Source organism: Kitasatospora sp. NPDC054939, assembly GCF_053610105.1.
Genome location: NZ_JBSGXP010000050.1, coordinates 1 through 24,337, shown reverse-complemented (window position 1 = coordinate 24,337; position 24,337 = coordinate 1). Strand labels below are relative to the sequence as shown.

Below are 24,337 nucleotides of genomic sequence, written 5' to 3'. Positions count from 1 at the left end.
ACCCGCCGTATCTGTAGACCGGTCGGTCTATTCGTGCCCGGCTCGCCGCTGCCGGTTCCGCAGGACGGCGCCCGCGCCGACCGCGAGGACGAGCGCCCCGCCCGCAACCGGACCGATGTCGGGGCCGAGCCCCCCGCCCGTACGGTCATCGGCGGCAGACACCTGCGCGCCCGCCGTCGCACCCGGGCCGGGGCCGGAGGTGGAAGCGGAAGCGGCGGTGGAGCCGGCTCCGGCTCCGGCACCCGAGCCCGCGCCCGAACCGCTCAGCTGCTCGCCGCACCCGGTCCTCGGGTAGCCGGCGATGGCGCACAGCAGCCCGTCTGTGCCGTACCGCAGCGGTGGGGCGACCGTGGCCAGCACCTCGGCGGACGTCGCCCGGGCGTGCACCGTCGCGCAGGCGGTACGGCCCTCGGGCGGGTTGCCGCTGTCGGCGTCCGACGGGGTGCCGAAGTCCAGGACGACGGCCACCCGCTTCCGTCCGGCCTGTTCGGGGGTGCCCGCGCAGATGGTGGCGAAGTCGCCGGGCGTACGGGGCCGGGCGGCGTCCCGCCCGCCGTCGGGGCTCACGGCGAACCGCCAGCCGTCCACGCTGCCGTCCGGCGGCAGGTGCACCGAGGGGCCCTGCTGCTGGTAGGCCCACGCGTCCCCGGTCGATTTCCAGAAGGACCAGTAGCGGTAGCCGGCAGCGTGGGCGGGGGCGGCGGTGAGCGCGAGCAGCCCGGTGAGGGCCGCGAGCGTGGTGAAGGCGGCGAGTAGTGCGCGTGCGGCGGGGACGCGGCGACGGTCGGCGGCGAGGCCGGACCGCGAATATGCCGACCGGTCTACGGGTCGGGGCGAATATGCAGACCGGTCTACGGATTGGGCGGAGTATGTAGACCGGTCTACCGAAGCCTCGGAATATGTCGACCGGTCTACTGAAGGTGCAGAATATGCAGACCGGTCTACCGACCCGCCCCGGCCTCGCGCGGGGTCCGCGTTGGAGCCCGCAACGACGCCGGTGCCGACGCCTTCGCCCATGCCCGCACCCGCACCCGCACCCGCTCGGCGGCCGCGGCCGTCGCGCCCCGCCGCGTGGGTCACAGCTTCGGGCCGCGCTTGCGCTGCAGGCTGAGCAGCAGACCGCCGCCGACACCGATGAGCAGGCCGACGCCGATCACCCAGTAGTCGCCGATCCCGCCGTCGCCCTTGTCCTCGCCCTTGCCGTCGTCCTTCTTCGCGGCCGACGTGTTCGCTGCGCCGGCCGCGGGGGCGGTGGCCTTGGGCGCCGGGCCGAGTGCGGTCAGCTGCTTGACCAGGTCGGTGCCGCCGAAGTCCACGGGGTTGCGCTGGGCGGCCTGGGCGACCAGGACCAGCGTGGCGGTGGCCGCCGCGTCCGTCCCGCCCTTGGTCCACACGCCGCCCTCCTTGGCGAGCCAGTCGACCGGGCCGGTGGCCTGCTGCGGGTGGCCGCTCTGCACCAGGCCGAGTGCGGCCCAGGCGGTGGCGGTGTAGTCGGCGGTGGGGGCGGCGCCGGGGGTGACCAGGTTGAGGTGCTGTCCGCCGGCCGTGAGTTCCGCGGTCAGGTAGGCGGCTGCCGCCTCGGCGGAGCCCGCCCGCGGCACAGGAGCACCGGCGGACCCGGCGGCACCGGTCGGCGTGCCGGCGGCATCGCAGGGCAGGGCCTTGGGTGCGGCGTCCACCCGGTTGGTGTTGGTGACCGGGAGCTTGCCGCCCGCCGCGGCGAGCGTCGCCTGGGCGGCGGCGAGGGCGTTGGGCGCAAGCGTGCCGTCCGGGGCCGGCTGGTAGGCGAAGGCTCCGCGCTGTTCGGCGGGGGCGGCGCAGCCGAGCTGGAACAGGGCCAGGCCGTCGTAGGCGTTCCGGCCGGCCTTGGCGACGCCCGCGGGGTCGGCCTTGGCGGCGAGCAGGGCGTTGACGGCGAGTCCGGTGGAGTTGGCGTCACCGGGGTTGCCGGGGTTGTAGGCCCAGCTGCCGTCGGCGTTCTGGGTGGTCTTCAGCCACTGGACGCCCTTGTCGACGGCGGCCTGGTGTCCGCCGAGCGCGACGAGGGCCTGGACGGCGACGGCGGTCGCGTTGCTGTCCTCGGTCTTGGGGTCGCAGGCGACGGAGATGTCCGCGCGGTAGGACGGCCAACCGCCGTCGGCGCACTGCTGGCCGGTGAGCCAGGCCACCGCGGAGTCGGCGGGGGTGACCTTGGCGCTCGCCAGGGCGGTGAGGGCGAGCGACTGCCGCCAGACGCCGTCGAACGTCGGGTCGCCCTGGCCGTAGAGACCGGCGGGAGCGGTAGCGGCGGCCGGCGAGGGCGGCGCTCCGGTCGGCGAGGCACCGGTCGGGGTCGTACCGGCCGGGGTCGTCGCGGCGGGCGACGGGGTGTCGGCGAAGGCCGGGGCGGCGGCGACGCCGCCGAGGCCGGCCAGCAGCGAGGCGGACAGGGCTGCGGCGCCCAGGCGGGCGGCGGTGAGCATGGTGGAGGTGAGCCTTTCGATGAGCGGTGACGCGGTCGCACCCGCTGCGCGGGCGAACGGAGCCCGACCGGTTCGGCTGGGCGGTCCGGTGGTCCGGTGGTTCAGTCCGGCCGTCCGGCGCGGCCGGTCGGTGCGTGGCCGGCCGCCGTGCCCGGGGGCGCCACGGCAGGTGCAGGAGCCCGAACCGGACCCGCCTGAACGGGACAGCCCGACACCCGTCCGGCCGGTGTGCGTCCGGCCGAACGGCCCGGCGGCGGCGAGGACGAGGTGTCCGCGGCGTTGCCGAATCGGTCTCCGACGACTTTAGCCGCCGTCCGCCCCCGCCCGGACGGGGTCGGCCGCGCCGGTGAGCACCCGGGCTCCGCCCACAGCCGCCCCGAGGCGCGACCCCTGCACAACCCGGGTCACCCGGGTCACCCGGGTCACCCGGGTCACCCGGGTCAGGCCGGCCGGACGGCAGACTGCGGACCTACGGCGGCCTACGGCGGACCGTGGACCACGGCCGACCCCGGACGGCCGGACTGCAGGCGGCAGCTGGAACACGTTCCGGTCAGCCCGGCGCGAGGAGCCGGGCCGCCGTCCGCAGGTCGGCGCGGACCTCGGCGATGGAGGCGCGCCCGGAGAGCCAGGCGACGAGGGCGGAGTGCCAGGTGTGCTCGATGACCCGGACCGCCGCGCGCTGGTCGGCGCTGGGCGGTCCGGACTGGCCGATGGCGTCCAGGATGAGCTGTGCGGTGAGCCCGCTGACCCGGTCCACCTCGGCGCTGACCGAGCGGTCGGCGAACGACAGCGCCCGGACCATCGCCTCGGCCAGCAGGGGTTCGCGCTGGAGCGCGTGGAAGGCCCGGGTGAGCGTTTCGGCGACCCGCAGGGCGGGGTCCTGTTCGGTGGGCGGGTGGCGCCGGACCTGTTCCTGGAGGCCCTGCAGCTGCTCCTGCATCACGGCCACCAGCAGGTGGACCTTGGACGGGAAGTACCTGTACAGCGTGCCCAGGGCGACCTGCGCGGTCTCCGCGACCTCGCGCATCTGGACGGCCTCGTAGCCGCCGCGCCCGGCCAGTGCGGTGGCGGCCCGGAGGATGCGCCGGCGCCGTTCGGCCTGGCGGGCGCTGAGCGGAGGTTCGACCCGCACCCGTTCGGCGGCAGGCCCGCCACCGGGCGCACGCCCGCCACCGGGCACGGCCCCGCCATCGGGCACGGCCCCGGCATCGGACGCGCGCCCGCCACCGGGCGGGGCGGGGGAACCGGCGGGTTGTGCCGGGTTCGCTGACGTGGGCGACGAGGGCAAGTGGGCTCCCGGGACGAGTGGCGTGAATCACCAGCCCTGACCTCTGACCCAAAGCTACGGGCCGGTATCTTCGAGGTCTCCCATTGTTCATATGCTCAATGACGAGCTCCACACCACACTGAAACCTGATCCACTTTAGCGGCCAGGCGGGGCGACCGGCAGACGAGCGACCGGCGGGAAACGGACGGCACCCGGCCGGACGGCCGACGGCCGTCCCGCAGCCGACCAGCAGCAGTGACCGCAGCAGAGACCAGAAGTGAGTGAGGGGCCGCCGATGACCGCGCAACCGCTGCGGATCGCCCTGTTGTCCTACCGGGGAGACCCGTTCTGCGGCGGTCAGGGCGTGTACGTACGGCATCTCTCGCGCGAGCTGGCCCGCCTCGGCCACCACGTGGACGTGATCGGTGCGCAGCCGTACCCGGTGCTGGACGAGGTCGACGGACCCGGTTCGGTGCGCCTGGTCGAGCTGCCGAGCCTGGACCTCTACCGGGCGGACGACCCGTTCCGCACGCCGGCGGCGCACGAGTACCGGGGCGCTGTGGACGTCCTGGAGTACGCGACCATGCGCACCGGCGGCTTCCCCGAGCCGCTGACCTTCTCGCTGCGCGCCCGCCAGTACCTGGCGCGGCACAAGGGCCGCTACGACGTCGTGCACGACAACCAGACCCTCGGCTACGGCCTGCTCGGGCTGGCCCGGCACGGCTTCCCGCTGGTCACCACGATCCACCACCCGATCACCGTGGACCGGCAGTTGGAGCTGGACGCCGCCACCACCCGGCTGAAGCGGCTGTCGCTGCGCCGCTGGTACGCCTTCACCCGGATGCAGCGCCGTGTCGCGGCCCGGCTGGACCGCATCATCACCGTCTCCGGCAGTTCCAAGGCCGAGATCGCCGAGCACCTGGGGGCCGATCCGGCCGCGGTCTCGGTGGTCCCGATCGGCGCCGACACCCGGCTCTGGTCGCCCTCGGACGCGGTCGAGCGGGTGCCCGGACGGATCGTGACGACCTCCAGCGCGGACGTGCCGCTCAAGGGGCTGGTCCACCTGGTCGAGGCACTGGCGAAGGTCCGCACCGAGCGGGAGGCGCACCTCGTGGTGGTCGGCAAGCCGCAGAAGGACGACGGGCCGGTCGCCCGCGCGGTGCGGCGGTTCGGACTCGACGGCTGCATCGAGTTCCGCAGCGGGCTGACCGACCAGGAGCTGGTCGACCTCTACCGTTCGGCGGAGGTGGCCTGCGTCCCGTCGCTGTACGAGGGGTTCTCGCTGCCGGCGGCCGAGGCGATGGCGACCGGCACCCCGCTGGTGGCGACCACCGGCGGGGCGATCCCCGAGGTGGCCGGCCCGGACGGCGAGACCTGCCTCGCGGTGCCGCCGGGGGACGCCGGCGCGCTGGCGGCGGCGCTCGGCCGGCTGCTGGACGACCCCGCGCTGCGCGCCGAACTGGGTGCGGCCGGCCGGGAACGGGTGCTGGCGCGCTTCACCTGGGAGCGGGCCGCCGAACTGACCGTGGCGGACTACCGCGCGGCGATCGCCTCCGGAGCCGGTCGGGCAGCCCGCTCCGGTCCGGGCTGGCGGTACGTCGCCTGACCACCCCGGTCGAAGGGCGGGCGGGACCGGATGGCGGCCGGGCGGCTGTCCGGAGGGATCGGGCTGTCGGACGGCCGTCGGGCCGCGGGGATATCGGGCCGTCGGAATGTCGGACGGCCGGTCCGTCAGAGGGTCGGATCGTCAGGTGTGCGGTCCGTCAGGTGTGCGGTCCGTCAGGTGGTCGGATCGTCAGGCGGACGGGCCCGCCGAGTGGTCGGTAGTCGGATCGTCCGAGGTAGCGTCCAGAGCGATTGGCGCTACGCGTTGGGTACTGAAGGAATGGGAGCCAGTAGTGCTGACCGTTGATTTCTCGCGCTTCCCGCTCGCCCCCGGCGACCGGGTGCTCGACCTGGGCTGCGGCGGTGGCCGGCACGCGTTCGAGTGCTACCGGCGCGGCGCCAATGTGGTCGCCCTCGACCAGAACGCCGAGGAGATCGCCGAGGTCAGGAAGTGGTTCGCGGCCATGGAACAGGCCGGCGAGGCGCCCGAGGGCGCGTCCGCGGTCGCCATGGAGGGCAACGCGCTGGCCCTGCCGTTCGAGGACGAGTACTTCGACAAGATCATCATCTCCGAGGTGATGGAGCACATCCCGGACGACAAGGGAGTGCTCAACGAGATGTTCCGGGTGCTCAAGCCCGGCGGTCTGCTGGCCGTCACGGTGCCGCGCTGGCTGCCCGAGAAGATCTGCTGGGCGCTCTCCGACGAGTACCACGAGGTCGAGGGCGGCCACATCCGCATCTACCGGGGCGACGAACTGCTCGACCGGCTCAAGGACGCCGGCCTGGAGCCGTACGGCACCCACCACGCGCACGCGCTGCACTCGCCGTACTGGTGGATCAAGTGCGCGGTCGGCGTGGACAACGACAAGGCGCTGCCGGTCAAGGCGTACCACAAGCTGCTGGTCTGGGACATCGTCGGGACCCCGGTCATCAGCACCCTCACCAGGGCCGCCGAGAAGGCGCTCAACCCGGTCATCGGCAAGAGCTTCGTCGCGTACGCCTCCAAGCCCAACCGCGCCGAGCCGGCTCGTGCCGAGTCCGGCCGCACCGAGTCCAACGGCGCCGCGGGCGGGGCCGAGTGACCGCCGCCGTCCCCGAGGCGCTGCTGCTCGACGGGGTGCTCGACGCCGTGCAGGCCGCCGAGACCGTCCGCAGCATCCTCGCCGAGCAGCAGCCCGACGGGGCCCTGCCGTGGTTCCACGGGTACCACCTCGACCCGTGGGACCACACCGAGGCCGCGATGGCCCTCGACACCGCCGGCGAGCACGCCGCCGCCGAGGCCGCCTACCGCTGGCTGGTCGCCCACCAGAACCCGGACGGCTCCTGGTACGCGGCCTACGCCTACGGGCAGGAGGGCGCCGCCGACGGCAGCGTCACCAACGCCTCGAAGGAGACCAACTTCTGCGCCTACATCGCCGTGGGCGTCTGGCACCACCACCTCAGCACCGGAGACGACACCTTCCTGGAGTGGATCTGGCCGTCCGTCCGGCGGGCGCTGGACTTCATCGTCGGCCTGCGACTGCCCGGCGGGCCGATCGCCTGGCGGCTGGACGAGGACGGCACCGCGCCCGAGGAGGCGCTGCTCACCGGTTCGTCGAGCATCCTGCACGCCCTGCGCTGCGGACTGGCCATCGCCGACTACCTGGAGGAGCCGCAGCCCGACTGGGAGCTGGCGGCCGGACGGCTGCGCCACGCGATCGCCCACCACCCGGAGCGGTTCCTCGACAAGGACCGCTACTCGATGGACTGGTACTACCCGGTGCTCGGTACGGCGCTGCGGGGCCCGGCCGCGCTGGAGCGGATCGAACGGGACTGGGCGCGCTTCGTCGTCCCGGGCCTGGGCGTGCGCTGCGTCAGCGACCGCCCGTGGGTGACCGGCGGTGAGAGCGCGGAACTCGCCCTCGCCCTCTGGGCGGTGGGCGAGTCCGACCGCGCGGTGGAGATCCTGCGCTGGATCCAGAAGCACCTGCGGCACACCGACGGGTCGTACTGGACGGGGTACGTGTTCGAGGACGACGCGATCTGGCCGGAGGAGCGCACCACCTGGACGTCCGGGGCGCTGCTGCTGGCGGTGGCCGCGCTCGGCGGCGACCCGGCCACGGTGGCGGTCTTCGGCGGCGACCACCTGCCGGCCGGCCTGGTGGTCCACGACTGCTGCTGAGCGGCCCGCGGACACGCGGAAGGGGCGGCACCGGAGAGTTCCGGTGCCGCCCCTTCCGCGTTGCGGGGAGCAGGCGGCTGCGTCAGCCGCGCTGGATGCCCGTGGTGTCGGCCAGCACGCCCTGGGTGCCGTCCTGCAGCTGGGCGACCAGTGCGCCGCCGCGCTGCTCGACGGCCAGGTACCAGGTGCCGGGGACGAGCTCGCCCACCGGTCCGCCGGCCGGGTTGTCCTTCGGGGCCAGCTGGCGCGGGCCCGGGACGGCGAACCAGAACGGCGCGAAGTCGCCGGCCGGGGCGCCCGCGGCCGGAGCCGGAGCCGGGGCCGGAGCGGCCTGGGCGGCCGGAGCCTGGTGGGCGTCCTGCGGCTGGCCGGGCGCCGGGTAGCCGTAGCCACCGGGCTGCGGCTGGGCGCCGAACGGCTGCGGCTGGCCCTGCTGCGGGTAGCCGTACTGGCCCGGCTGCTGCGGGGCCGGGTAGCCGCCCGGGTAGCCGCCCTGCGGCGCGGCCGGCTTGTCGGAGACCAGCGCGGCCTGGAGCGCCGGGACGACCGGGGTCGCCACGGCGGCGCCCGCCATGATGATCAGCGAGATGACGGCCAGCCAGGCACCGAAGCCGTGGCCGTAGATCTCGGCCTGGCCGCCGAGCGACCAGAGCGAGGCCCACAGCGCGGAGACGGCGAAGGCGATGCCCCACTGGTCCAGCCGCAGACCGAGGATCTGGCGGTTGGCGGCGCCGGCGCCCTGGAAGCGCTGCACGAGGATCAGCACGGCGGCGAGGATGCCGAGCAGGAAGATCGACGGCAGGACCGGGAAGAGCTCCGTGTTCCAGGCGTTCTCCGACCGGGAGCAGGAGCCGCCGAACTTGGACCCGCCACAGGGGTCGAAGGTCAGGTACGGCAGGAAGGAGGCGATGAACAGCAGGACGGCCGCACCTGCGACGGCGGCGTCTCCCCTGGTGAGAGCGCGCAGATTCACTAACGTTCCCCTCGTTGGTGTGTCGTGGACGGCGGTTTCTGCGGTCGGTTGGCCGGCCGGTAGAACTCCCGAACGGAGCAAGAGCCTAGGCCCAAGCACCCGACGGGTGCACAGCGGGTTCCGGAATGGGGCGAAGTCGTTGCAAAGCGGAGCCCCGACCGGGCCGGTCGGAACAGGCCCGTTCCCCCCGCGCTCTCAGGTGATGCCATGCGGTGTCACCCGGAAGTGGTATTCCGTCACCCCGGTGTGGTTCCCCCGGAAGCGGTCAGGAATGCCGTCACCGCGTCGGCGATCCCCTGGGCCGCCTGCTGGCGCCACTGAGGGTCCGTCATCCGCTTGGCGTCGGCGGAGTTGCGCATGTTACCGCACTCGATGAAGACCTTGGGGACGGCCGAGAGGTTCAAACCGCCGAGATCCGTACGGGTGTCCAGCCCCTGCTTGGCCACGTAGCTGGCGTAGGGCTCGTTCGTGGCGGCCTTGAAGCTGTCGCGCAGCAGGGTGCCGAGCCGCTGCGAGGGGGCGACGATCGCCGAGTTGTCGACCTTGCCCGGGACGCTGACCCGGCCCGGCACGATCACGTGGAACCCGCTTCCGGACGCCGGGCCGCCGTCCCCGTGCACCGACACCGCGACCTGTGCGTGGGCGGCGGCACCGGCCCGTGCCCGCTCGTCGATGCACGGCCCCCACGGCCGGTCGCCGTCCTGGGTCAGCACGACGGTCGCGCCCCGCGCCGTCAGGACGGCCCTCGCCCGGCGGGACACGTCGAGCGAGAACTCGGCCTCCGTGTAACCGGAGTTGGTGGACGTACCGGTGGCGTCGCACTCCTTGCGGGCGTTGCCGATGTCGACCTGGCGGTTGATGTCCGCGGTGTGCGAGAAGTTGCCCGGGTTGTGACCGGGATCGAGCAGTACGGTGCGACCGGCGAGTGAGGATCCGGAGGAGGTTCCGGGTGCGGCGGGTGTGCCGGGAGCGCCAGGCGTCGCGGAGGTGGACGCGGTGGGGCCTCCGGTCGGTGCGGACGCGCCGGTCGGCGTGTCGATCGCTGCCGGGGTCGAGGCGGGGCCCTGGGTGGCCGGGCCCGCGCCGGGGGAGGCCGCGGACACGTCCGGGGAGCCGGTGGCCGGCGGCGCCGGAGCGGCCGCGCGGGCCGAGTCCTCGCGGTCCCCGCCGTGGTCGCCGAACGCCTGCCAGCCCAGCCAGCCGGCCAGGCAGAGCGGCACCACGGCCCCCGCGACGGCGGCGGAACGCAGCAGCGCGGAGCGGCGGGTGCCGCGGGGAGCCGGGGCGTCCGGGTCGTCCGGGGCGTTTGCGGTGTCCGGCGCGGTCGGGCCGGATGGGCCGGTCTGGCCGGACGGGTCGGGGGTGGTGCGGGGGGTCACGGGTGGTTCAGATCCTGTCCTGGGTGCGGGGGGTCAGCCCGTAGGTGGACGCCACCGGGTTCCACTTGGCGACGAAGTCCTTCTTCGCCTGGGTGGCCTGCGGGTTGAGCTCGTCGGCGCGCTTCTTGTCGGCGGTGTTCGGGGCGTTGCCCGCGCAGCCCTTCTCGGCCACCGACCGCGCCCACGCCGCGTACGCCCGGTCGACGTCCGCGGACAGCTGCCACGCGGAGTTCAGCGACTTCGCGGCCTCCACCCCGCCCGGTACGTCGGTCAGGGTGAGCTTCGCCAGGTCCGCCATCAGCTGGTCGCGCTCCTTGGCGCCGGTGTCGAAGACCTGGGCCGCACTCTCGATCTCCGACTTGGACGGGCAGCTGTTGACCTTGGCGACCGCACTGCCGATCGGGGCCTTCGCCCCCTCGCCGCGGGCCAGCAGCTGGTCCAGCGCCTTCGCCTGGGTCTGCGCGTTGGGGCCCGGCGCGCCGGAACTCGGGCTCGCGCTCCCGGACGGGCTCGCCGACGCGGAACCGCCGGCGTCCGCTGACGGCGCGCCACCGCCGGACGGCACGGGCGCGGGCTGCGGGTTCGCGCTCCCGCTCGCCGAGGACGCCGGCGCCGGCCCGGCCTGGCCCCCGTCCGGGTCGTCGCCCTGCATCGACCACAGGATGCCGCCGCCGATCGCCACGACCAGCAGCAGCGCGAAGCCGATCAGCAGCGGTGCCCGGTTGGTGCCGGGCCGGTCCTCGTCGTCGCCCTGGTGGTTCGTGTAGTTCTCGTAGGTGGCGTAGTCGGGCTGGGCGCCCGGGTACTGGCCGCCGTACGGCGGGAGACCGCCCTGGGCGGTCGCGTGGCCGGGAAAGGCGGACCCCGGCGCCCCCGGTGCTCCCGGAGGTGCGGACGGGCCGGCGAACGGGCTGCCGGGCGGGGCCGTCGGCGGACCGGCGGGCCGTGCGGGCGGCGTCTGGGGGAAGGCGGGGGCGGTCGGCGCGTCGTACCCGGGCGCCGCGGCCACGTACGGGCGGGCGCCCAGCGGCGGGCCCTGGTCCCCGACGGCCCCCGGGGCGGGCGGGGCCTGCACGGGCGGGGCCTGGTACGGCGGCACCGGGGTGCGCGGAGCGGCCGGGACGGGCGGCAGCACCTGGGTGGCGGCCGCGTCGTCCGGGTACCCGGCGGCGGGCGGCCGGCCCCCGGGCGGCTGCGCTGCCGGGGGCTGGCCGGGCTGGCCGGGATAGCCGGGCTGTGGGTGGGGCGCCGGGGGCTGGGCGGCCGAAGCGGGGGCGGCCTGGGCGGCGCCGGGCGGGGTGGCGCCGGCCGGCAGGCCCTGCTGCGGGGGCTGCCCGGGCTGCGGCTGCCCGCCGCGGACCCAGCCGCCCGCGCCGCCGCGCGCGGTGGGGTCCCAGACCGCCGGAGCGGTGTTGTGCTGGTCCGTCATGCGTTCGCCCCCGCCGTCCTGCTCCGCTGAGTGCCGTTCCGTGCCGTGTCGTCGTCGGCGCCGGTACCGGGTGGCAGGCCGTACCCGGCCCTGCCGCACACCGCCGCGCGGACACCGTACCGTTCGAACACCCGCTTGGGAGTCCCGGCACCCGGACCACGCACCGGGCCGGGCACGACGTTAGAGCATCCGTGATCGCCGGTGGGGCCGGTCCGGGGATCCCGTCCCGGGGAGGCGGGAGCAGCAGGAGGCAGGGGGGCCGGTGGGCTTCGGGCGGCGGCCTCAGCCGGCGGCGCGGCGCAGGACCCGCAGCGAACCCGTCACCGAGACTTCCTCGAACCCCTCGGCGAGCGCCCGCAGGTACACCCGGTACGGGGCCTGGCCGCCGTCCGCCGGGTCCGGGAAGACGTCGTGCACCACCAGCAGGCCCTCCGGCGCCAGGTGCGGCACCCAGCCCTCGTAGTCGCCGGTGGCGTGCTCGTCCGTGTGGCCGCCGTCGATGAACACCAGGCCGACCCGCCCGCCCCACGCCGCCGCGATCTGCGGCGAACGCCCGACCAGCGCGACGACGTGCTCCTCCAGCCCGGCCGCGTGCAGGGTCCGGCGGAACCGGGGCAGCGTGTCCATCAGCCCGACCTCAGGGTCCACCAGCGTCGGGTCGTGGTACTCCCAGCCCGGCTGCTGCTCCTCGGAACCCCGGTGGTGGTCCACCGTGAGCGCCACCGTGCCGTGCTCCCGAGCGGCGGCCGCCAGCAGGATCGCCGAACGCCCGCAGTACGTGCCGATCTCCAGCAGCGGCAGGCCGGTGCGCCCCGCCGCCTCCACCGCCGCCGCGTACAGCGCCAGGCCCTCGTCCACCGGCATGAACCCGGTCGCGGACTCGAAGGCGGCCAGCACCTCGGGCTTCGGCGTGGGGGTGCTCTCGGGGCGGTCGGACATCGCTGCTGCTCCTTGGCTCGGCCGGGCGCGGCCGGGGACGGTGCCGCCGGTACGGGGGCGGGTGCGCGGGTTGCGGGGGGCGGGTACCGGGGCGGGGCGGGGGTGGGGGTGGGGGCAGGGGTGCAGAAGGGGGTGCGGGCGCGGGTGGTGCGAGGAGACGGATGCGAGGAGACGGGGGCGAGGGGACGGGTGCGAGCGCCGGTCGGAGTTGCCCGCCGTCGGACCCTACTCGACGGTACGGAAGCTGTGTCCGGTGGATCCCGGCCGGTGCCCGGATGCGATGGAACGTGTTCTAGTCCGGAGGATGGCATGCCACAATCAGCCGACACCCTCCGCGAACCCGGGAGAGCCCATGCGCGCAGCCGTCCTGCACAAGACCGGCGAGGAGACCCTCGACGTCCGTGACGACGTGACGGCGATCGGCTTCGGACCGGGGAAGGTCCGGGTCCGCCTGCGGGCAGCGAGCCTCTGCCACTCCGACCTCTCCGCGATGAGCGGCGTCCTGCCGCAGCCCGCCCCGTTCGTCCCCGGCCACGAGGGCGCCGGCGACGTGGTCGAGGTCGGCGAGGGCGTCACCGGGGTGGCCGTCGGCGACCGGGTGGTGCTCTGCTGGATGGCGCCCTGCGGGACCTGTGCCCACTGCGCCGCGGGCCGCGGCCACCTCTGCGTCGCCAGCCTGCGCGGACTCGGGGCGCCGGGGTTCCGCTTCGGCGGCGCCGGAGGCCCCGGGGACGCTGCCGGTGGTGCTGCCGGTGGCGCTGTCGGCGGGCCTGCGGGGTCGGGCGAGTCGGGCGCGGTGGCGTCCGGGTTCTACGGCACCGGCTCCTTCGCGGAGGAGGTCGTCGTCGACCGGACCGCCGTCATCAAGGTGCCCGCCGACCTCCCGTACGACCTCGCCGCCCTCATCGGCTGCGGCGTCACCACCGGTATCGGCGCGGCCGTCAACACCGCCCGGGTGGAACCCGGCTCCTCGGTGGCCGTCATCGGCGCCGGCGGCGTCGGCATCGCGGCCGTCCAGGGCGCCCGGGTCTGCGGGGCCGGCCGGATCACCGTCGTCGACCCGGTGGCCTCCCGCCGCGAACGCGCGCTCGCCTTCGGCGCCACCGACGCCCTCACCCCCGAGGACCTGAAGGCCGCCGCCAAGACCCTGCCGTCGGGCGGGTACGACTACGTCTTCGAGGCGGTCGGCCGCGGCGCCACCGTCCGGGCCGGCTACAACGCCGCCCGGCGCGGCGGGGCCGTCGTGGTCATCGGGGCCGGCGCCCAGGACGACCTCGCGCAGTTCAGCATGGGCGAACTGTTCTTCAACGAGAAGCGCCTCCTGCCCTCCCTGTACGGCGGCGCCGACGTGCCGCGCACCGTCGCGCTGGTCGTCGACCTGTGGCGGGCCGGCCGGATCGACCTCGCCGGCATGATCACGCACCGGGTCGCCCTCGCCGACGTCAACGACGCCATCGCGCAGATGCGGAGCGGAGAGGCGCTCCGCACCGTCGTCACCATGGACTGACCCCGGCCCGAACAGCCCGCAGGGCCCGCCGCGTGTGCGGCGGGCCCTGCGGAGCGAGGTGTTGCTCAGGCGGTGAGGCGGTGGCGCCCGTGGGCGTTCGACTCGGCGGTGTCGTCGGCGGCGGAGGCCCCGCGGTGGCGGCCGTGCGACGCGGTGTCCTCGGCCAGGGTCTCGTCGGCGTCGATCCCGTGGCTCGCGGGACCGGTGGTGTCGGTGAGGGTGTCGGACATCAGAATCGTCTTTCCGTACTTCCGTGGAGGGTGCGGGTTCGTCGGCGCCGCTCTAGCGGACACCGGTGGCACGGCCGGGCACCCGATCGGGATCGCGGTCGAACCGGCGATCACGCACACGATCGGCCGCACGCGGCACGGGCGAAGTCCAGCGGCAAGATCCTAACGGCATCCTTCCGCCGTCCGTGCCCCTAGGTCGCGCCCGCCGACGGCCCCCGCCTGCGGCCCCGGGCCGCTTCGCTCACCGACGACCAGCGGCGACCGGTGACGACCAGCGGTGACCGGTGACGACCGGGGGCGAGCGCCGGCAGCGTTGAAGCCGACGCGCTCGCCGCACCGCCGGGCCCCAGTAGGGCAGGGGGTTGCGGTTTCGGGGGAGCGGCTCCGTACGCACCCTGCGCAGGAAGTCGGACCTGCCGACTTCCTGCGCGCGGTCCCGTCCGGAGTTCGGGGGCGCGGGTCCGGACGCGACGTCGGCACTGGGTTCGTCCGTCCGCCCCGTGCGTGCGCCACCGTGAGCGGCCGCCCCCCGGGCAAATATGCAGACCGGTCTACATTTCCTTAAGCCTGTCTGAATATGCTGACCGGTCTACATATCTGCTGCTCCCCGGGCGCCCGTGGCTGACGATCGCCCCGGTCGGCCGAGAGCAGCACCCCGCGCAGGAAGTCGCCAGGTCCGACTTCCTGCGCGCGAGTCGGGGCGGGCGGCTCGGTGGCGCACGCGCACCTGCGGCAAGTCGACCGAGCAGGCTGCTCGGTGCGAGCAATTGCCCGAAGGTGAGTCGGCGGTGGGCGGGGGCGCTCCCTCGCGGCACCGGCACCGGCACCCTCGGCGGCGAGTTGCAGCGCCGACCCGTCCGCGCGCAGCTTCAGGTGTGCGGGTCGCCCGGCCCCCCGCGCGAGAAGTCGGCCCCGTCGACTTCTCGCGCAGGTGGGCGGGGGCGGCAGGACACCGGGCTGCCAGGGCGGCCGTGGCTGGGGCCCGCGGCCGGCCCCCGTCGGCTGGCAGGGAAAGGCAGGGCAGGCACGTGCGGGCCGGGAGGCTCGACGGTTGCGGACGGCGGACGGCGGACGGCGGACGGCGGACGGCGGATGCGGACGGCGGACGCGGAGCACCTCGCGACAGCGGGGCGGCCGGCACGCCCGGGGGTGCGCTCGGGAGCGGCGCCGTTCCCGCCTGTCCGGACAGGCGGGAACGGGCGGTCTGCGGTGGGTGGCTAGCTGGCCGTGAAGATCAGGCAGGTCAGGATGAGACAGGTGAACTGGCAGCCGCCGCCGTGGCCGCCCAGCTCGACGGACTCCTTCTCCGGCAGCTCCTGCAGGGCCGCGAGGTCGGTCTCGAAGTCCACCGTGTTCTCCATGATCGGGTTCCTCCCCTGGTGGTGTGGTCGCCCGTGGCGGCGCGGTCCGCCGCCGCGGGTACTGCCCCGGGCCGTGCGCGGAGGCCGCGCGGGTCCGGGAGTCTGTGGGCGCGCCCGGCGGGGTTCCGGACGGGAGGGTCTAGCCGGGGCGGCCGGTGCGCAGGAAGCCGGCGAGCAGTTCGTGCAGCACGGCGCCGCCCTCCTCGGCGAGGACCTCGTGCCCGGAGCCGGCGGCCTCGACGTACCGGAAGTCGGCTCCCTCGGTACGGCCGATCCGCAGCAGCTCGTGGCGCAGTGAGCGCGATTGGCCGACCGGTACCACCTCGTCCCGGTCGCCGTGCACGATCAGCAGCGGCGCGGTGAGGCGGTGGGCGAGTTGCAGGACGTCGCGCGGGCCGCGGGCGTCCTCGACCGGATCGGCGCCGCCGAGTCTGGTGCACAGCGCCCGGACGGGGGCGGAGGCTTCGGCGAGCAGGCGGGCGCCGGACAGGAAGGGGGCGACCACGGCGCAGCGGGCGAGGTGGTCGGCGGGTGCGTGGGCCGCGGCCAGCAGGGCGAGGAAGGCGCCGTAGCTGACGCCGAACAGCGAGGGCGGTTCCAGGCCGAGGGCCGCGCGCTGGCCGGCGATGGCGTCGAGCAGGTAGAGGATGTCGTCGAGGTCGGGGCCGCCCCAGGCGCCGCGGATGGCGAGGGCGTGTTCCAGGCCGTAGCCGGTGGAGCCGCGCTGGTTGGGGGCGAGGACGGCGAGGCCGTCGGAGGCCATCCGCTGGAGGGCGGGGTCGAATTCGAGCCGCCACGCGTCCGCGGGGCCGCCGTGCAGGGCGAGGACCAGGTGCGGGCTGCTCAGCCAGGTGTCGCCGCCGTACACGACGGCCTCCAACGGTCCGGCCGGGCCGGCGAGTTCCAGGACGTGTGCGGACCGCCAGTGTCCGCCCTCGTTGGGCGGGGTGCTGCCGTCGAGTTGCCAACCCGGCGGCGCCGTACGGGAGGTGTGCGCGCCGGGGGCGACGGGCCGGGGCAGGGCGGCGTCGCGGCGGGCGGTGCCCGGCAGTCCGCCGCCGAGTGGGGCCAACTGCAGGGGCAGTGGCGCGAGTTGCAGGGGGAGCGGCGGTGCCGGGTCGGCGCCGGTCCGGTCGGGGGCGTGGGCGAGCAGGGCGTCGATGTCCAGGGTGGCCAGGGCGGCGGGGTGGTCGGGGGCCGAGTACGGCATCCGCAGGCCGGCCGCCGACCAGTGCCCGACGGCGCCGAGCCGTCCGGGCGGGACCGCCAGCGGCACCGGCCGCCCGCCCCCGGGCCGCCAGAGCGCAAGGGTGGAACCGGCGCCGTGGTCGATCTGCAGGGCGACCCGCGGCCCGATCGGACCCCGGCCCGCGCCACCACCGGGACCACCCGAACCCCCACCCGCGCTCGCACCCGCGGGGCAGCCCGAGCCCGCCCCGCCGCCCGGCTCCGCCGTGCGCGACGCTGCCTGCAGGGCGATCGGCCGCAGGAACATCCCGTGCAGGTGCAGCCCGTCCGGGAACCGCAGGGGGTCGCCGCTGCCGAGGACGCCCCAGCCGAGCCGGTCCGTTCCGGGGGCGTCGCTGCGGACCATCGCGAAGCGGGTGTCGGGGTCGAACAGCACCAGCCGGTCGTTGCTGCGCTCGCCGATCTCCAGCAGCGGGGTGACCGTGCCGCTGCGCAGGTCGAGCACCACCGTGCGGACGGTCCCGCCGTCGACGCGGTCGAGGGCGAGCAGTGCGCCGGTGTGGTCCAGCCAGACGCCGCCGCCGTGCAACCCGGGGATCTCGGCGACCCGGTGGGGTTCGGTGCCGTCGGTGCGGACCAGCCAGACCGTGGTGGCGGGCCGGGTGTCGCTGCCGAGGGCGACGGCGACCGGGGCTCCGGCGGGGCGGTGCGTGCCGGGGGCGACGGGCGTGGGCAGGAGGCGCAGTCCGGGCATCCGCAGGGTGGCGAGCCGGCGTTCGCGTACGGCGGTGGCGGCGTCGACGGCGGCGGGGGTCTCCCGGGCGGCGGTCTCCCGGACGGGTGTCGCCCCGGTGGGGGAGCCCGCGGGTCCGAGAGGTGCGGCCGACTGCCCGGCGGCGGGCTCCGGGCCGGTCGCCGACAGCAGGGCCAGTTCGTGCCGCTCGCCGTCGTGGCGGCAGATCAGCACGGCACCGCCCGGCAGGGCGACCAGCTGGGAGTGCAGGCTCTCCGCACGGTTGTCGGGCAGCGGGAGCGCGGTGGGGACGGCCGGTCCGGTGAGCGGCAGCCGCCAACTCTCCACGTACCAGCCGCCGTCGGCCGCGGAGGCGAGGCAGGCGGCGCGGCTGCCGTCGGCGGCGAAGGTGAAGCTGAGCCGCCGCAGGGCCTGGGCCGCGGTGCGGGTTGCCACGCTCATGGCGCCCCCGTCTCGGGCCGGGGGTGCGGCGCTTGGCGCTTCAGTCCGGGTGGCACCGGGTCGACCCAGAGCCGCGGACCGCCGTGCAGCAGCCGCAGCAGGAAGGCCAACGCCCCGGCGGTACCGGTCCCGTACGCGGCGGCGCTGTCGGTGCCGGTCTCGTCCGGCAGCACCAGCAGGCCGTCGCGCACGGCGGCCCTGGCGGCGATGAGGTGGGCCAACTCCACGGCGCCGGTGTGGAATGCGCGGTCGCCGGTGGCCTCGGCCAGGTCGAGCAGGTACTCGCCGTCGCCGGCCAGGCCGTGGCAGGCGCTGGTGCCGCTGTGCCAGCGGTCGGCGAGGACGGCCTGCCCGGCGGCGAGGGCGAGTTCGTACGTCTCGTGGTCCCCGGTGTTCTGCCAGAGCCGGAGCAGGAAGGTGCCGACCCCGGACGAGCCGCTGCACCAGTGGGTCAGCCGGACGTGCCCGGGGTCGCCGGCGCTCTGCGGCCAACGGGCGGTCGTGCCGCCGTCGGAAGACTCCGCCGGGTCGGCGGGCCCGGCCCGTCGGACCGTCGCCGCGAGGGTGCGGCCGGCCTCGGCGGCGCCGGCGAGGAGTACCCGGTCGTGGCTCTCCTCGGCGGCGGCCAGCAGGAAGGCGCCGACGCCGGCGACGCCGTGGGCGTACCCGAGGTGGGTGATCCCGGCGAGCGCGGAGTCGAAGTCCTTCGGCACCGGCCAGACCGTTCCGTACGGTTCGTGCTGCGCCGCGGCGAGCAGGGCGTGGCCGCTGTGCACGGCGCGGGCGCGGAACTCGCGGTCGACGGGTGAGGCCAGATCGCCCCAGCCGAAGCGGAGTTGGGCGAGTCCGGCGCCGGCGGTGCCGTGGCAGACGTCCGGGTTGGGCCAGTCGGACGGGATCGAGCGGGCCATGGCGACGGCGCGGGCGGAGAGTTCGCGGTCCTCCAGGGCGGTGGCGGCGTCCAGCAGGGCCCAGGCGGTGCCGGAGCGTCCGAAGTGCAGGCCCGGCAGCACCGACGGCTCGGCGGTGCAGCGGGGTTCGATCCAGTCGGCGGCCGTCCGGGCGGTGCGGCGGGCCAGGTCGCGGATCCCGGTCGGCATCCCCCACTGCAGGGCGACCCGGGCGAGCAGGGCGAGCACTCCGGCGGCGCCGTGCTGGACGTTGCACGGGTCGGAGAGCCGGCCGGCGGGCACCGCCGGCCAGAGCCGGTCGCGTCGCTCGGGCGTCGCGGTGGCGGCCAGGTGGTGGAGTCCGTCGTGCAGGACGCGTTCGAGGTCGGGCCCGGTGGGCGCCCCGGGATCGAACAGTGCCGTCCCGGGGGCGAACACCAGTGCCCCGGCCCCGGCGGCGGCGCGGGGAACCGGGTCACACAGGTCGAGCGGTCCGGGTGAGGACGGTTCAGCCGAGTGCGGTCCCGACGATTGCGGCCCGGACGAGGACGGCCCGGACGCGGGCGAATCCACCAGCGCACCGCAGTCCACCCCACTCACCCGCGGGCGCGGGCGCGGAGGCGGGCCCGCCGCGGGGCCGTCTGGACGTCCGTCCGCCAGCCCCGCCCGGACGCGCTCCAGGCTCCACCGCTCCGCAGGCTCTGCCGCCCGCAGGCCGAGCACCAGCGGAGCGAGCCGGCGGGCGGTGGCGCCGTGCCGGGCGGCGAGGGCGAGCCAGCGGCCGAGGCGGTCGGCGACCGGGCGGGCGTGCGGCAGGTCCTCGGGGAGCAGCGGGTCGTGGCCGGTCGCGAGGAGGAAGAGCAGGCCGCCCAGGGCATAGAGGTCGGCGGCGGGGTCGGCGCGGCAGGTGCCGTCGGTGACCAGGCTGAGCCGGCCGCCCGGGCCCTGTTCGGGGGCGCGGTAGCCGGGCGTTCCGGCGGAACCGGCCCGGCTGCCGGTCTCGGCGGCGAGTTCCAGGTCGACCAGGCGCAGGCCGCCGCCGGGCAGGACCAGGACGTTGCCGGGGGAGAGGTCGCGCAGCACCAGGCCGTGGGTGTGGATCCGCTCCAGCAGGTCGACGAGGGCGCGGGCGAGCGGGCCGGCCTCGGACCAGTCGACGTCGGGGCTGCCGTCGCGGCGGAGCCGGTCGGCGACCCAGGTGCCGAGCGGTCGTCCGGCGATTCGTTCCTGCACGAGGAAGAGCGAGTCGTCCTGTTCGATCAGTTCGAGGGCGTTCGGTGCGACGGGTGGGCCGCCGGGCCGGGCGAGTTCCGCGAGTCGGCCGAGCAGAGCGGCCTCGTGGCGCAGGGCGGTACGGGCGTCCGTTCCGGCGCGGTCCACCTCGATGTGGGCGCGGGCCTGTTTCACCACGACCTCGGTGCCGTCGAGGACGTCCCGGCCGAGGAAGACCCCGCCCTTGGTGCCGTGCCGGACGGCGGAGGTGATCGCGTACCGGCCGACCAGCAGGACCCCGCCGGAGCGCCGGGCGGGCACCACCGGCTTCCCCGCCCCGGGCCGGCCCTGAGCGGCACCCCTGGCCCCCGGAACCCCGACCCCGCCAGCCGCCCCGGAACCCGCAGAACCCCCGACCCCGCCGGCCACCCCGGAAGGCCCGACACCGGAACGCCCGCCCCCTGCCCCCCATGGATCCCGGACCCACGGCGGACAGCGGTAGGCCGCCCCGCGCACGTCCTCGACGCGCTCGCCGTCCGGCCCGTGCAGCATCGAGCGGTAGCCGCCGTCGTTGCCCAGTTCGGCGCGGCCCGCGAAGGCGCCGTAGCGGTAGTGCACCCGGCTGCCGGGCGCGTACGGACGGTCGGAGAGGACGACCGGGCCGGGCAGTCCGGCGGTGGCCTCGTGCAGGGCGGCGGCGAGCCGGCGGAACTGGGTGTCCCCGTCCGGATAGACGGTGACGAACTTCCCGGCCGAACCGCGTTCGCTGTTGCGGGAATTGAGTTCGTGCAGCTGCTGCGGTGCGGCGGCGAACTTGAACGGGCAGGGGTCGGCCGCAATCACCCGGGTGACCGCCGCCAGGACTTCCTCCGCAGCGGCCGAGGCAGCGCTGACGTGGATCTTCCAGCCCTGGGCGGGTGTTGCGGCGGACCGGTCCGCGGGCGGCCCGACCGTGCACCAGAAGCCGTCGACGTCGACCGCCCAGGTGCCGCCGCCCTCCCGGCTCCCGGCGCCGGCCAGCGCCGCCCGCGTGCGTTCCGGCCACGAGCCGCCCGCATGCGGCCCATGACCGTCCGAGTCCCGACCCCCGGCCGTACGCAGTGATGTGTTCGACCCCATCCGCCATCCACATCCCTTCGTCTCCCGCCGGCGTCCGGGGGTGCCCACTGCTCCGGCACCCGGGCGCACGGTCGCGGCCTGATCGGTTTCTCGGAATGACGGGAGTGGTACCCGGCCGCGTCCGCCACTGCCGGGTTTCGCCATTCCCGTGCGCCGCCGGGGATTGGGACCCGGACGGTCGGCGGAGTGCCATTCCCGACCCAGGGTCGGGGCAACTCCCGTTCGCAGGACTGAAGTTACTTTCGATTGTGCGGGACGCTCAATGCCGTGCGGGTCACTTCACTCGTAAGGGTGATCCGGCCTGCGTTTCGAATATGTGCGAACGGCTCGATATGCGCGCGCAGACCGGGGAGCGGGTTCCGCGGCGGCGGTACGGTCCCGCACCCGCCGGTTGACGCGCAGTTGTACGGGTGTCCGCGCGCCCCTCCCGTACGGAGCACCCCCGCCCCCGTGCGCCCCTCCCGTACGGACCGCCCGCGCGCCCCGCCCCCGCGCCCGCGCACCCCTCTGTACGGAACACCCGCGCGCGCCGCCCCCGCCCCCCGCGCGCCCTGCCGCCCGTGCCCGCGCGCCCCCAGTGCCGGGCGGCCCGCGGCGCTCCGCGCGCACGGTAGTCTCGACAGGTGCCGAAACTGTCCGACGTCATCACCGCGCTCGAAGAGATCTACCCGCCGCAGTGGGCGGAGTCCTGGGACGCCGTCGGCCTGGTCTGCGGGGACCCTCAGGCCGAGGTCCGCCGCGTGCTGTTCGCCGTGGACCCCGTGCAGGCGGTCGTCGACGAGGCGGTCGAGTGGGGTGCCGACCTGGTGGTCACCCACCACCCCCTCTACCTGCGCGGCACCACCAGCGTCGCGGCGACCTCCTTCAAGGGCCGGGTCGTGCACACCCTGATCGGCAACGGCATCGCCCTGCACGTGGCGCACACCAACGCCGACCACGCCGACCCGGGCGTCTCCGACGCGCTCGCCGAGGCCGTCGGCCTGCGGGTGACCGGCCCGCTGGTCGCGGACCCGACCGACCCGCTGGGCCGGCGCGGCAGCGGTCGGATCGGCGAACTGCCGGAGCCGATCACCCTCGCCGCCTTCGCCGCCCGGGTCGCCGCGGGCCTGCCGGCCACCGCCGCCGGAGTCCGGGTGTCCGGTGACCCGGAGCGCCTGGTCGGCCGCGTCGCGGTCTGCGGCGGGTCCGGCGACAGCTTCCTCGCCGAGGCGCGCGCGGCCGGTGTCGACGCGTACGTCACGGCGGACCTGCGCCACCACCCCGCCTCCGAGGCCACCGAGGCGGCGCCCGTGGCGCTGGTCGACGCCGCGCACTGGGCCACCGAGTGGCCGTGGCTCACCCTGGCCGAGCGCGCCCTGCTCGCCGCCGCCGACAAGCGCGGCTGGGCCGTCGAGACCAAGGTCTCGCACCGGGTCACCGACCCGTGGACCGCGCACGCCCCCATGTCCTTCACCGCCTGACCCGATTCACAGGAGCTCTCCGCTTGAACGCCGCGCCCGCCGACCAGATCCGCCTGCTCGACCTCCAGGCCATCGACTCGAAGCTCGACCAGCTGGCCCACCGGCGTCGCAGCCTGCCCGAGCACGCCGAGATCGACAAGGCCACCGCCGACCACACCGCGCTCAAGGACCTGGTCGTCGCCGCCCAGGCCCAGCACGGCGACACCACCCGCGAGCTGACCAAGGCCGAGCAGGACGTCGAGCAGGTCGTCACCCGCGCCGCCCGCAACCAGCAGCGCCTGGACTCCGGTGCCATCACCTCGCCGAGGGACCTGGAGAACCTCCAGCACGAGATCGGCTCGCTCGCCAAGCGCCAGGGCGACCTGGAGGACGTCGTCCTGGAGGTCATGGAGCGCCTGGAGGCCGCCCAGACCCGGGTGACCGAGCTGACCGCCCGCCTGGAGCACTCCACCGTCGTCCTCACCGAGGCCGAGTCCCGCCGGGACGCCGCCTTCGCCGAGATCGACGCCGAGGCCGACAAGGTCCGCCGCGACCGCGAGACCGTCATCGCGGTCGTCCCGGCCGACCTGGCCGCGCTCTACACCAAGCTGCGCGAGCAGCAGGGCGGCGTCGGCGCGGCCCGCCTCTACCAGCGCCGCTGCGAGGGCTGCCGCACCGAGTTCTCGATCACCGAGTTCAACGCCATCAAGGCCGAGCCCGCCGACAAGGTGGTCCGCTGCGAGAACTGCTCCCGGATCCTGGTCCGCACCGCCGACTCGGGCGTCTGATCCGGTGGCGGGGCGCAGGTTCATCGTCGAGGCGGACGGCGGCTCCCGGGGCAACCCGGGGCCGGCCGGCTACGGCGCGGTCGTCCGCGACGGCGACACCGGGCAGATCATCGCCGAGGCCGCCGAGTTCATCGGCCACGCCACCAACAACGTGGCGGAGTACAAGGGCCTGATCGCCGGTCTCCGGGCCGCCCGGGACCTCGACCCGGACGCCTCGGTGGACGTCCGGATGGACTCCAAGCTGGTCGTCGAGCAGATGTCCGGGCGCTGGAAGATCAAGCACCCCGACATGCAGCCGCTCGCCGCCGAGGCGCGGACGATCCTGCCGCGCGGCCAGGTCAAGTACACCTGGATCCCGCGGGAGCGGAACAAGGACGCCGACCGGCTCGCCAACGAGGCGATGGACGCGGGCAAGGCGGGCCGCCAGTGGCAGCCGAAGTCGCCCGCCCCGGCCGCGGCCGCCCCGGCGGTCGAGGAGCCGCCGCTGGAGACCGCCCGCCCCAAGGCGGGCTGGGCCGGCGCCGCGGACCTCGGCACGCCCACCACGTTCGTCCTGCTGCGCCACGGCGAGACCGCGCTGACCCCGGAGAAGCGCTTCTCCGGGAGCGGCGGCAGCGACCCGGAGCTCTCCGAGAAGGGCCGCTGGCAGGCCGAGCGGGTCGCCGAGGCGCTGGCCGCGCGCGGTTCCGTCCAGGCCGTGGTCAGCTCGCCGATGCTGCGCACCCGGCAGACCGCCGAGACCGTGGCCGCCCGCCTCGGCCTCGACGTCCGCTACGAGGAGGGGCTGCGCGAGGTGGACTTCGGCGCCTGGGAGGGGCTGACCTTCGCCGAGGTGCAGCAGCGCCACCCGGAGGACCTCGACGCCTGGCTCGCCTCGGCCAAGGCCAAGCCCACCGGCAGCAGCGAGAGCTTCACCACCCTCACCCACCGGGTGGGCGTCGCCCGGGACAAGATCCTCGCCCGCCACGCGGGCCGGACGGTGCTGGTGGTCTCGCACGTCAGCCCGATCAAGACGCTGGTCCGGCTCGCCCTGGGCGCCCCGCCGGACGCGATGTACCGGATGGAGCTGTCGGCCGCCGCGCTCTGCGCCGTCCAGTACTACGCGGACGGCAACGCCTCGCTGCGGCTGCTCAACGACACCGGGCACCTGCGCTGACACGGCGGGCGGCCGGCCCCGGTCCGAGGACCGCGGC

General features: G+C 75.6%; 18 protein-coding genes. 7 read left to right on the top strand and 11 right to left on the bottom strand.

The window, feature by feature from the left end; all coding sequences use genetic code 11:
* Positions 1–27: 27 nt before the first annotated feature.
* From ACWGB8_RS16630 to ACWGB8_RS16620, 3 genes are all read right to left on the bottom strand, one after another.
* A complete protein-coding gene (locus ACWGB8_RS16630) occupies positions 28–1,017 on the bottom strand; it encodes an SCO2322 family protein (protein ID WP_452214204.1) in 990 nt (329 codons plus the stop codon).
* 59 nt (positions 1,018–1,076) lie between these two features.
* Positions 1,077–2,462 (bottom strand): prenyltransferase/squalene oxidase repeat-containing protein, encoded by a 1,386-nt coding sequence (locus tag ACWGB8_RS16625; RefSeq protein WP_452214203.1) that lies wholly within the window; start codon positions 2,460–2,462, stop codon positions 1,077–1,079.
* 550 nt (positions 2,463–3,012) lie between these two features.
* Positions 3,013–3,594: a TetR family transcriptional regulator gene (locus ACWGB8_RS16620; RefSeq protein WP_452214202.1), complete on the bottom strand. Its 582-nt coding sequence runs from the start codon at positions 3,592–3,594 to the stop codon at positions 3,013–3,015.
* Between the two features lie 430 nt (positions 3,595–4,024).
* Between ACWGB8_RS16620 and ACWGB8_RS16615 the strand changes: the two genes are divergently transcribed.
* The 3 genes from ACWGB8_RS16615 (at position 4,025) to ACWGB8_RS16605 (ending at position 7,495) form a co-directional block, all read left to right on the top strand.
* The gene (locus ACWGB8_RS16615; RefSeq protein ID WP_452214201.1) at positions 4,025–5,335 is read left to right on the top strand and encodes a glycosyltransferase family 4 protein; all 1,311 of its coding nucleotides are present in this window, start codon (positions 4,025–4,027) and stop codon (positions 5,333–5,335) included.
* A 292-nt stretch (positions 5,336–5,627) separates the two neighbouring features.
* On the top strand, positions 5,628–6,416 hold the full coding sequence (locus ACWGB8_RS16610) for a class I SAM-dependent methyltransferase (RefSeq protein ID WP_452214200.1): 789 nt from the start codon (positions 5,628–5,630) through the stop codon (positions 6,414–6,416).
* On the top strand, positions 6,413–7,495 hold the full coding sequence (locus ACWGB8_RS16605; protein ID WP_452214199.1) for a prenyltransferase: 1,083 nt from the start codon (positions 6,413–6,415) through the stop codon (positions 7,493–7,495). The genes ACWGB8_RS16610 and ACWGB8_RS16605 overlap by 4 nt, the downstream gene beginning before the upstream one ends.
* A gap of 82 nt (positions 7,496–7,577) precedes the next feature.
* On the opposite strand, the gene ACWGB8_RS16600 is transcribed toward ACWGB8_RS16605, so the two are convergent.
* The 4 genes from ACWGB8_RS16600 to ACWGB8_RS16585 all read right to left on the bottom strand — a co-directional run bounded on the left by ACWGB8_RS16600 (position 7,578) and on the right by ACWGB8_RS16585 (position 12,215).
* The gene (locus ACWGB8_RS16600) at positions 7,578–8,468 is read right to left on the bottom strand and encodes a hypothetical protein (RefSeq protein ID WP_452214198.1); all 891 of its coding nucleotides are present in this window, start codon (positions 8,466–8,468) and stop codon (positions 7,578–7,580) included.
* A 236-nt stretch (positions 8,469–8,704) separates the two neighbouring features.
* On the bottom strand, positions 8,705–9,847 hold the full coding sequence (locus ACWGB8_RS16595) for an N-acetylmuramoyl-L-alanine amidase (RefSeq protein WP_452214197.1): 1,143 nt from the start codon (positions 9,845–9,847) through the stop codon (positions 8,705–8,707).
* Positions 9,848–9,854: 7 nt separating this feature from the next.
* Entirely contained in the window at positions 9,855–11,276 is a 1,422-nt protein-coding gene (locus tag ACWGB8_RS16590; protein ID WP_452214196.1) for a hypothetical protein, read from the bottom strand.
* Between the two features lie 282 nt (positions 11,277–11,558).
* Positions 11,559–12,215, bottom strand: coding sequence for a class I SAM-dependent methyltransferase (locus ACWGB8_RS16585; protein WP_452214195.1), 657 nt, complete (start codon positions 12,213–12,215; stop codon positions 11,559–11,561).
* A gap of 352 nt (positions 12,216–12,567) precedes the next feature.
* On the opposite strand from ACWGB8_RS16585, the gene ACWGB8_RS16580 reads away from it, so the two are divergent.
* Positions 12,568–13,722, top strand: coding sequence for a zinc-binding dehydrogenase (locus tag ACWGB8_RS16580; protein ID WP_452214194.1), 1,155 nt, complete (start codon positions 12,568–12,570; stop codon positions 13,720–13,722).
* 65 nt (positions 13,723–13,787) lie between these two features.
* On the opposite strand, the gene ACWGB8_RS16575 is transcribed toward ACWGB8_RS16580, so the two are convergent.
* From ACWGB8_RS16575 to lanL, 4 genes are all read right to left on the bottom strand, one after another.
* On the bottom strand, positions 13,788–13,952 hold the full coding sequence (locus ACWGB8_RS16575; protein WP_452214193.1) for a hypothetical protein: 165 nt from the start codon (positions 13,950–13,952) through the stop codon (positions 13,788–13,790).
* A gap of 1,217 nt (positions 13,953–15,169) precedes the next feature.
* Positions 15,170–15,313 (bottom strand): VenA family class IV lanthipeptide, encoded by a 144-nt coding sequence (locus ACWGB8_RS16570; protein ID WP_452214192.1) that lies wholly within the window; start codon positions 15,311–15,313, stop codon positions 15,170–15,172.
* A 139-nt stretch (positions 15,314–15,452) separates the two neighbouring features.
* Complete coding sequence (locus ACWGB8_RS16565; RefSeq protein WP_452214191.1) at positions 15,453–17,696, bottom strand: alpha/beta hydrolase family protein; 2,244 nt, start codon at positions 17,694–17,696, stop codon at positions 15,453–15,455.
* Positions 17,693–20,917, bottom strand: a complete 3,225-nt coding sequence (gene lanL / locus ACWGB8_RS16560; RefSeq protein WP_452214190.1) for a class IV lanthionine synthetase LanL — start codon at positions 20,915–20,917, stop codon at positions 17,693–17,695. Before lanL ends, ACWGB8_RS16565 begins: the two co-directional genes overlap by 4 nt.
* Positions 20,918–21,540: 623 nt before the next feature.
* Here lanL and ACWGB8_RS16555 point away from each other — a divergent pair.
* Genes ACWGB8_RS16555 through ACWGB8_RS16545 form a run of 3 tightly spaced genes read left to right on the top strand, consistent with a single transcriptional unit; the run spans position 21,541 to position 24,300 of the window.
* A complete protein-coding gene (locus ACWGB8_RS16555; protein ID WP_452214189.1) occupies positions 21,541–22,377 on the top strand; it encodes a Nif3-like dinuclear metal center hexameric protein in 837 nt (278 codons plus the stop codon).
* Between the two features lie 23 nt (positions 22,378–22,400).
* Positions 22,401–23,144, top strand: coding sequence for a zinc ribbon domain-containing protein (locus ACWGB8_RS16550; protein WP_452214188.1), 744 nt, complete (start codon positions 22,401–22,403; stop codon positions 23,142–23,144).
* A 4-nt stretch (positions 23,145–23,148) separates the two neighbouring features.
* On the top strand, positions 23,149–24,300 hold the full coding sequence (locus ACWGB8_RS16545) for a bifunctional RNase H/acid phosphatase (RefSeq protein ID WP_452214187.1): 1,152 nt from the start codon (positions 23,149–23,151) through the stop codon (positions 24,298–24,300).
* Positions 24,301–24,337: the final 37 nt, after the last annotated feature.

Excerpts from the sequence above, each read along its gene's own strand:
- ACWGB8_RS16630 (WP_452214204.1), bottom strand. The coding sequence starts at position 1,017 with ATGGGCGAAGGCGTCGGCACCGGCGTCGTTGCGGGCTCCAACGCGGAC.
- ACWGB8_RS16625 (WP_452214203.1), bottom strand. The coding sequence starts at position 2,462 with ATGCTCACCGCCGCCCGCCTGGGCGCCGCAGCCCTGTCCGCCTCGCTG.
- ACWGB8_RS16585 (WP_452214195.1), bottom strand. The coding sequence starts at position 12,215 with ATGTCCGACCGCCCCGAGAGCACCCCCACGCCGAAGCCCGAGGTGCTG.
- ACWGB8_RS16565 (WP_452214191.1), bottom strand. The coding sequence starts at position 17,696 with ATGAGCGTGGCAACCCGCACCGCGGCCCAGGCCCTGCGGCGGCTCAGC.
- ACWGB8_RS16615 (WP_452214201.1), top strand. The coding sequence starts at position 4,025 with ATGACCGCGCAACCGCTGCGGATCGCCCTGTTGTCCTACCGGGGAGAC.
- ACWGB8_RS16590 (WP_452214196.1), bottom strand. The coding sequence starts at position 11,276 with ATGACGGACCAGCACAACACCGCTCCGGCGGTCTGGGACCCCACCGCG.
- ACWGB8_RS16575 (WP_452214193.1), bottom strand. The coding sequence starts at position 13,952 with ATGTCCGACACCCTCACCGACACCACCGGTCCCGCGAGCCACGGGATC.
- ACWGB8_RS16580 (WP_452214194.1), top strand. The coding sequence starts at position 12,568 with ATGCGCGCAGCCGTCCTGCACAAGACCGGCGAGGAGACCCTCGACGTC.
- lanL (WP_452214190.1), bottom strand. The coding sequence starts at position 20,917 with ATGGGGTCGAACACATCACTGCGTACGGCCGGGGGTCGGGACTCGGAC.
- ACWGB8_RS16570 (WP_452214192.1), bottom strand. The coding sequence starts at position 15,313 with ATGGAGAACACGGTGGACTTCGAGACCGACCTCGCGGCCCTGCAGGAG.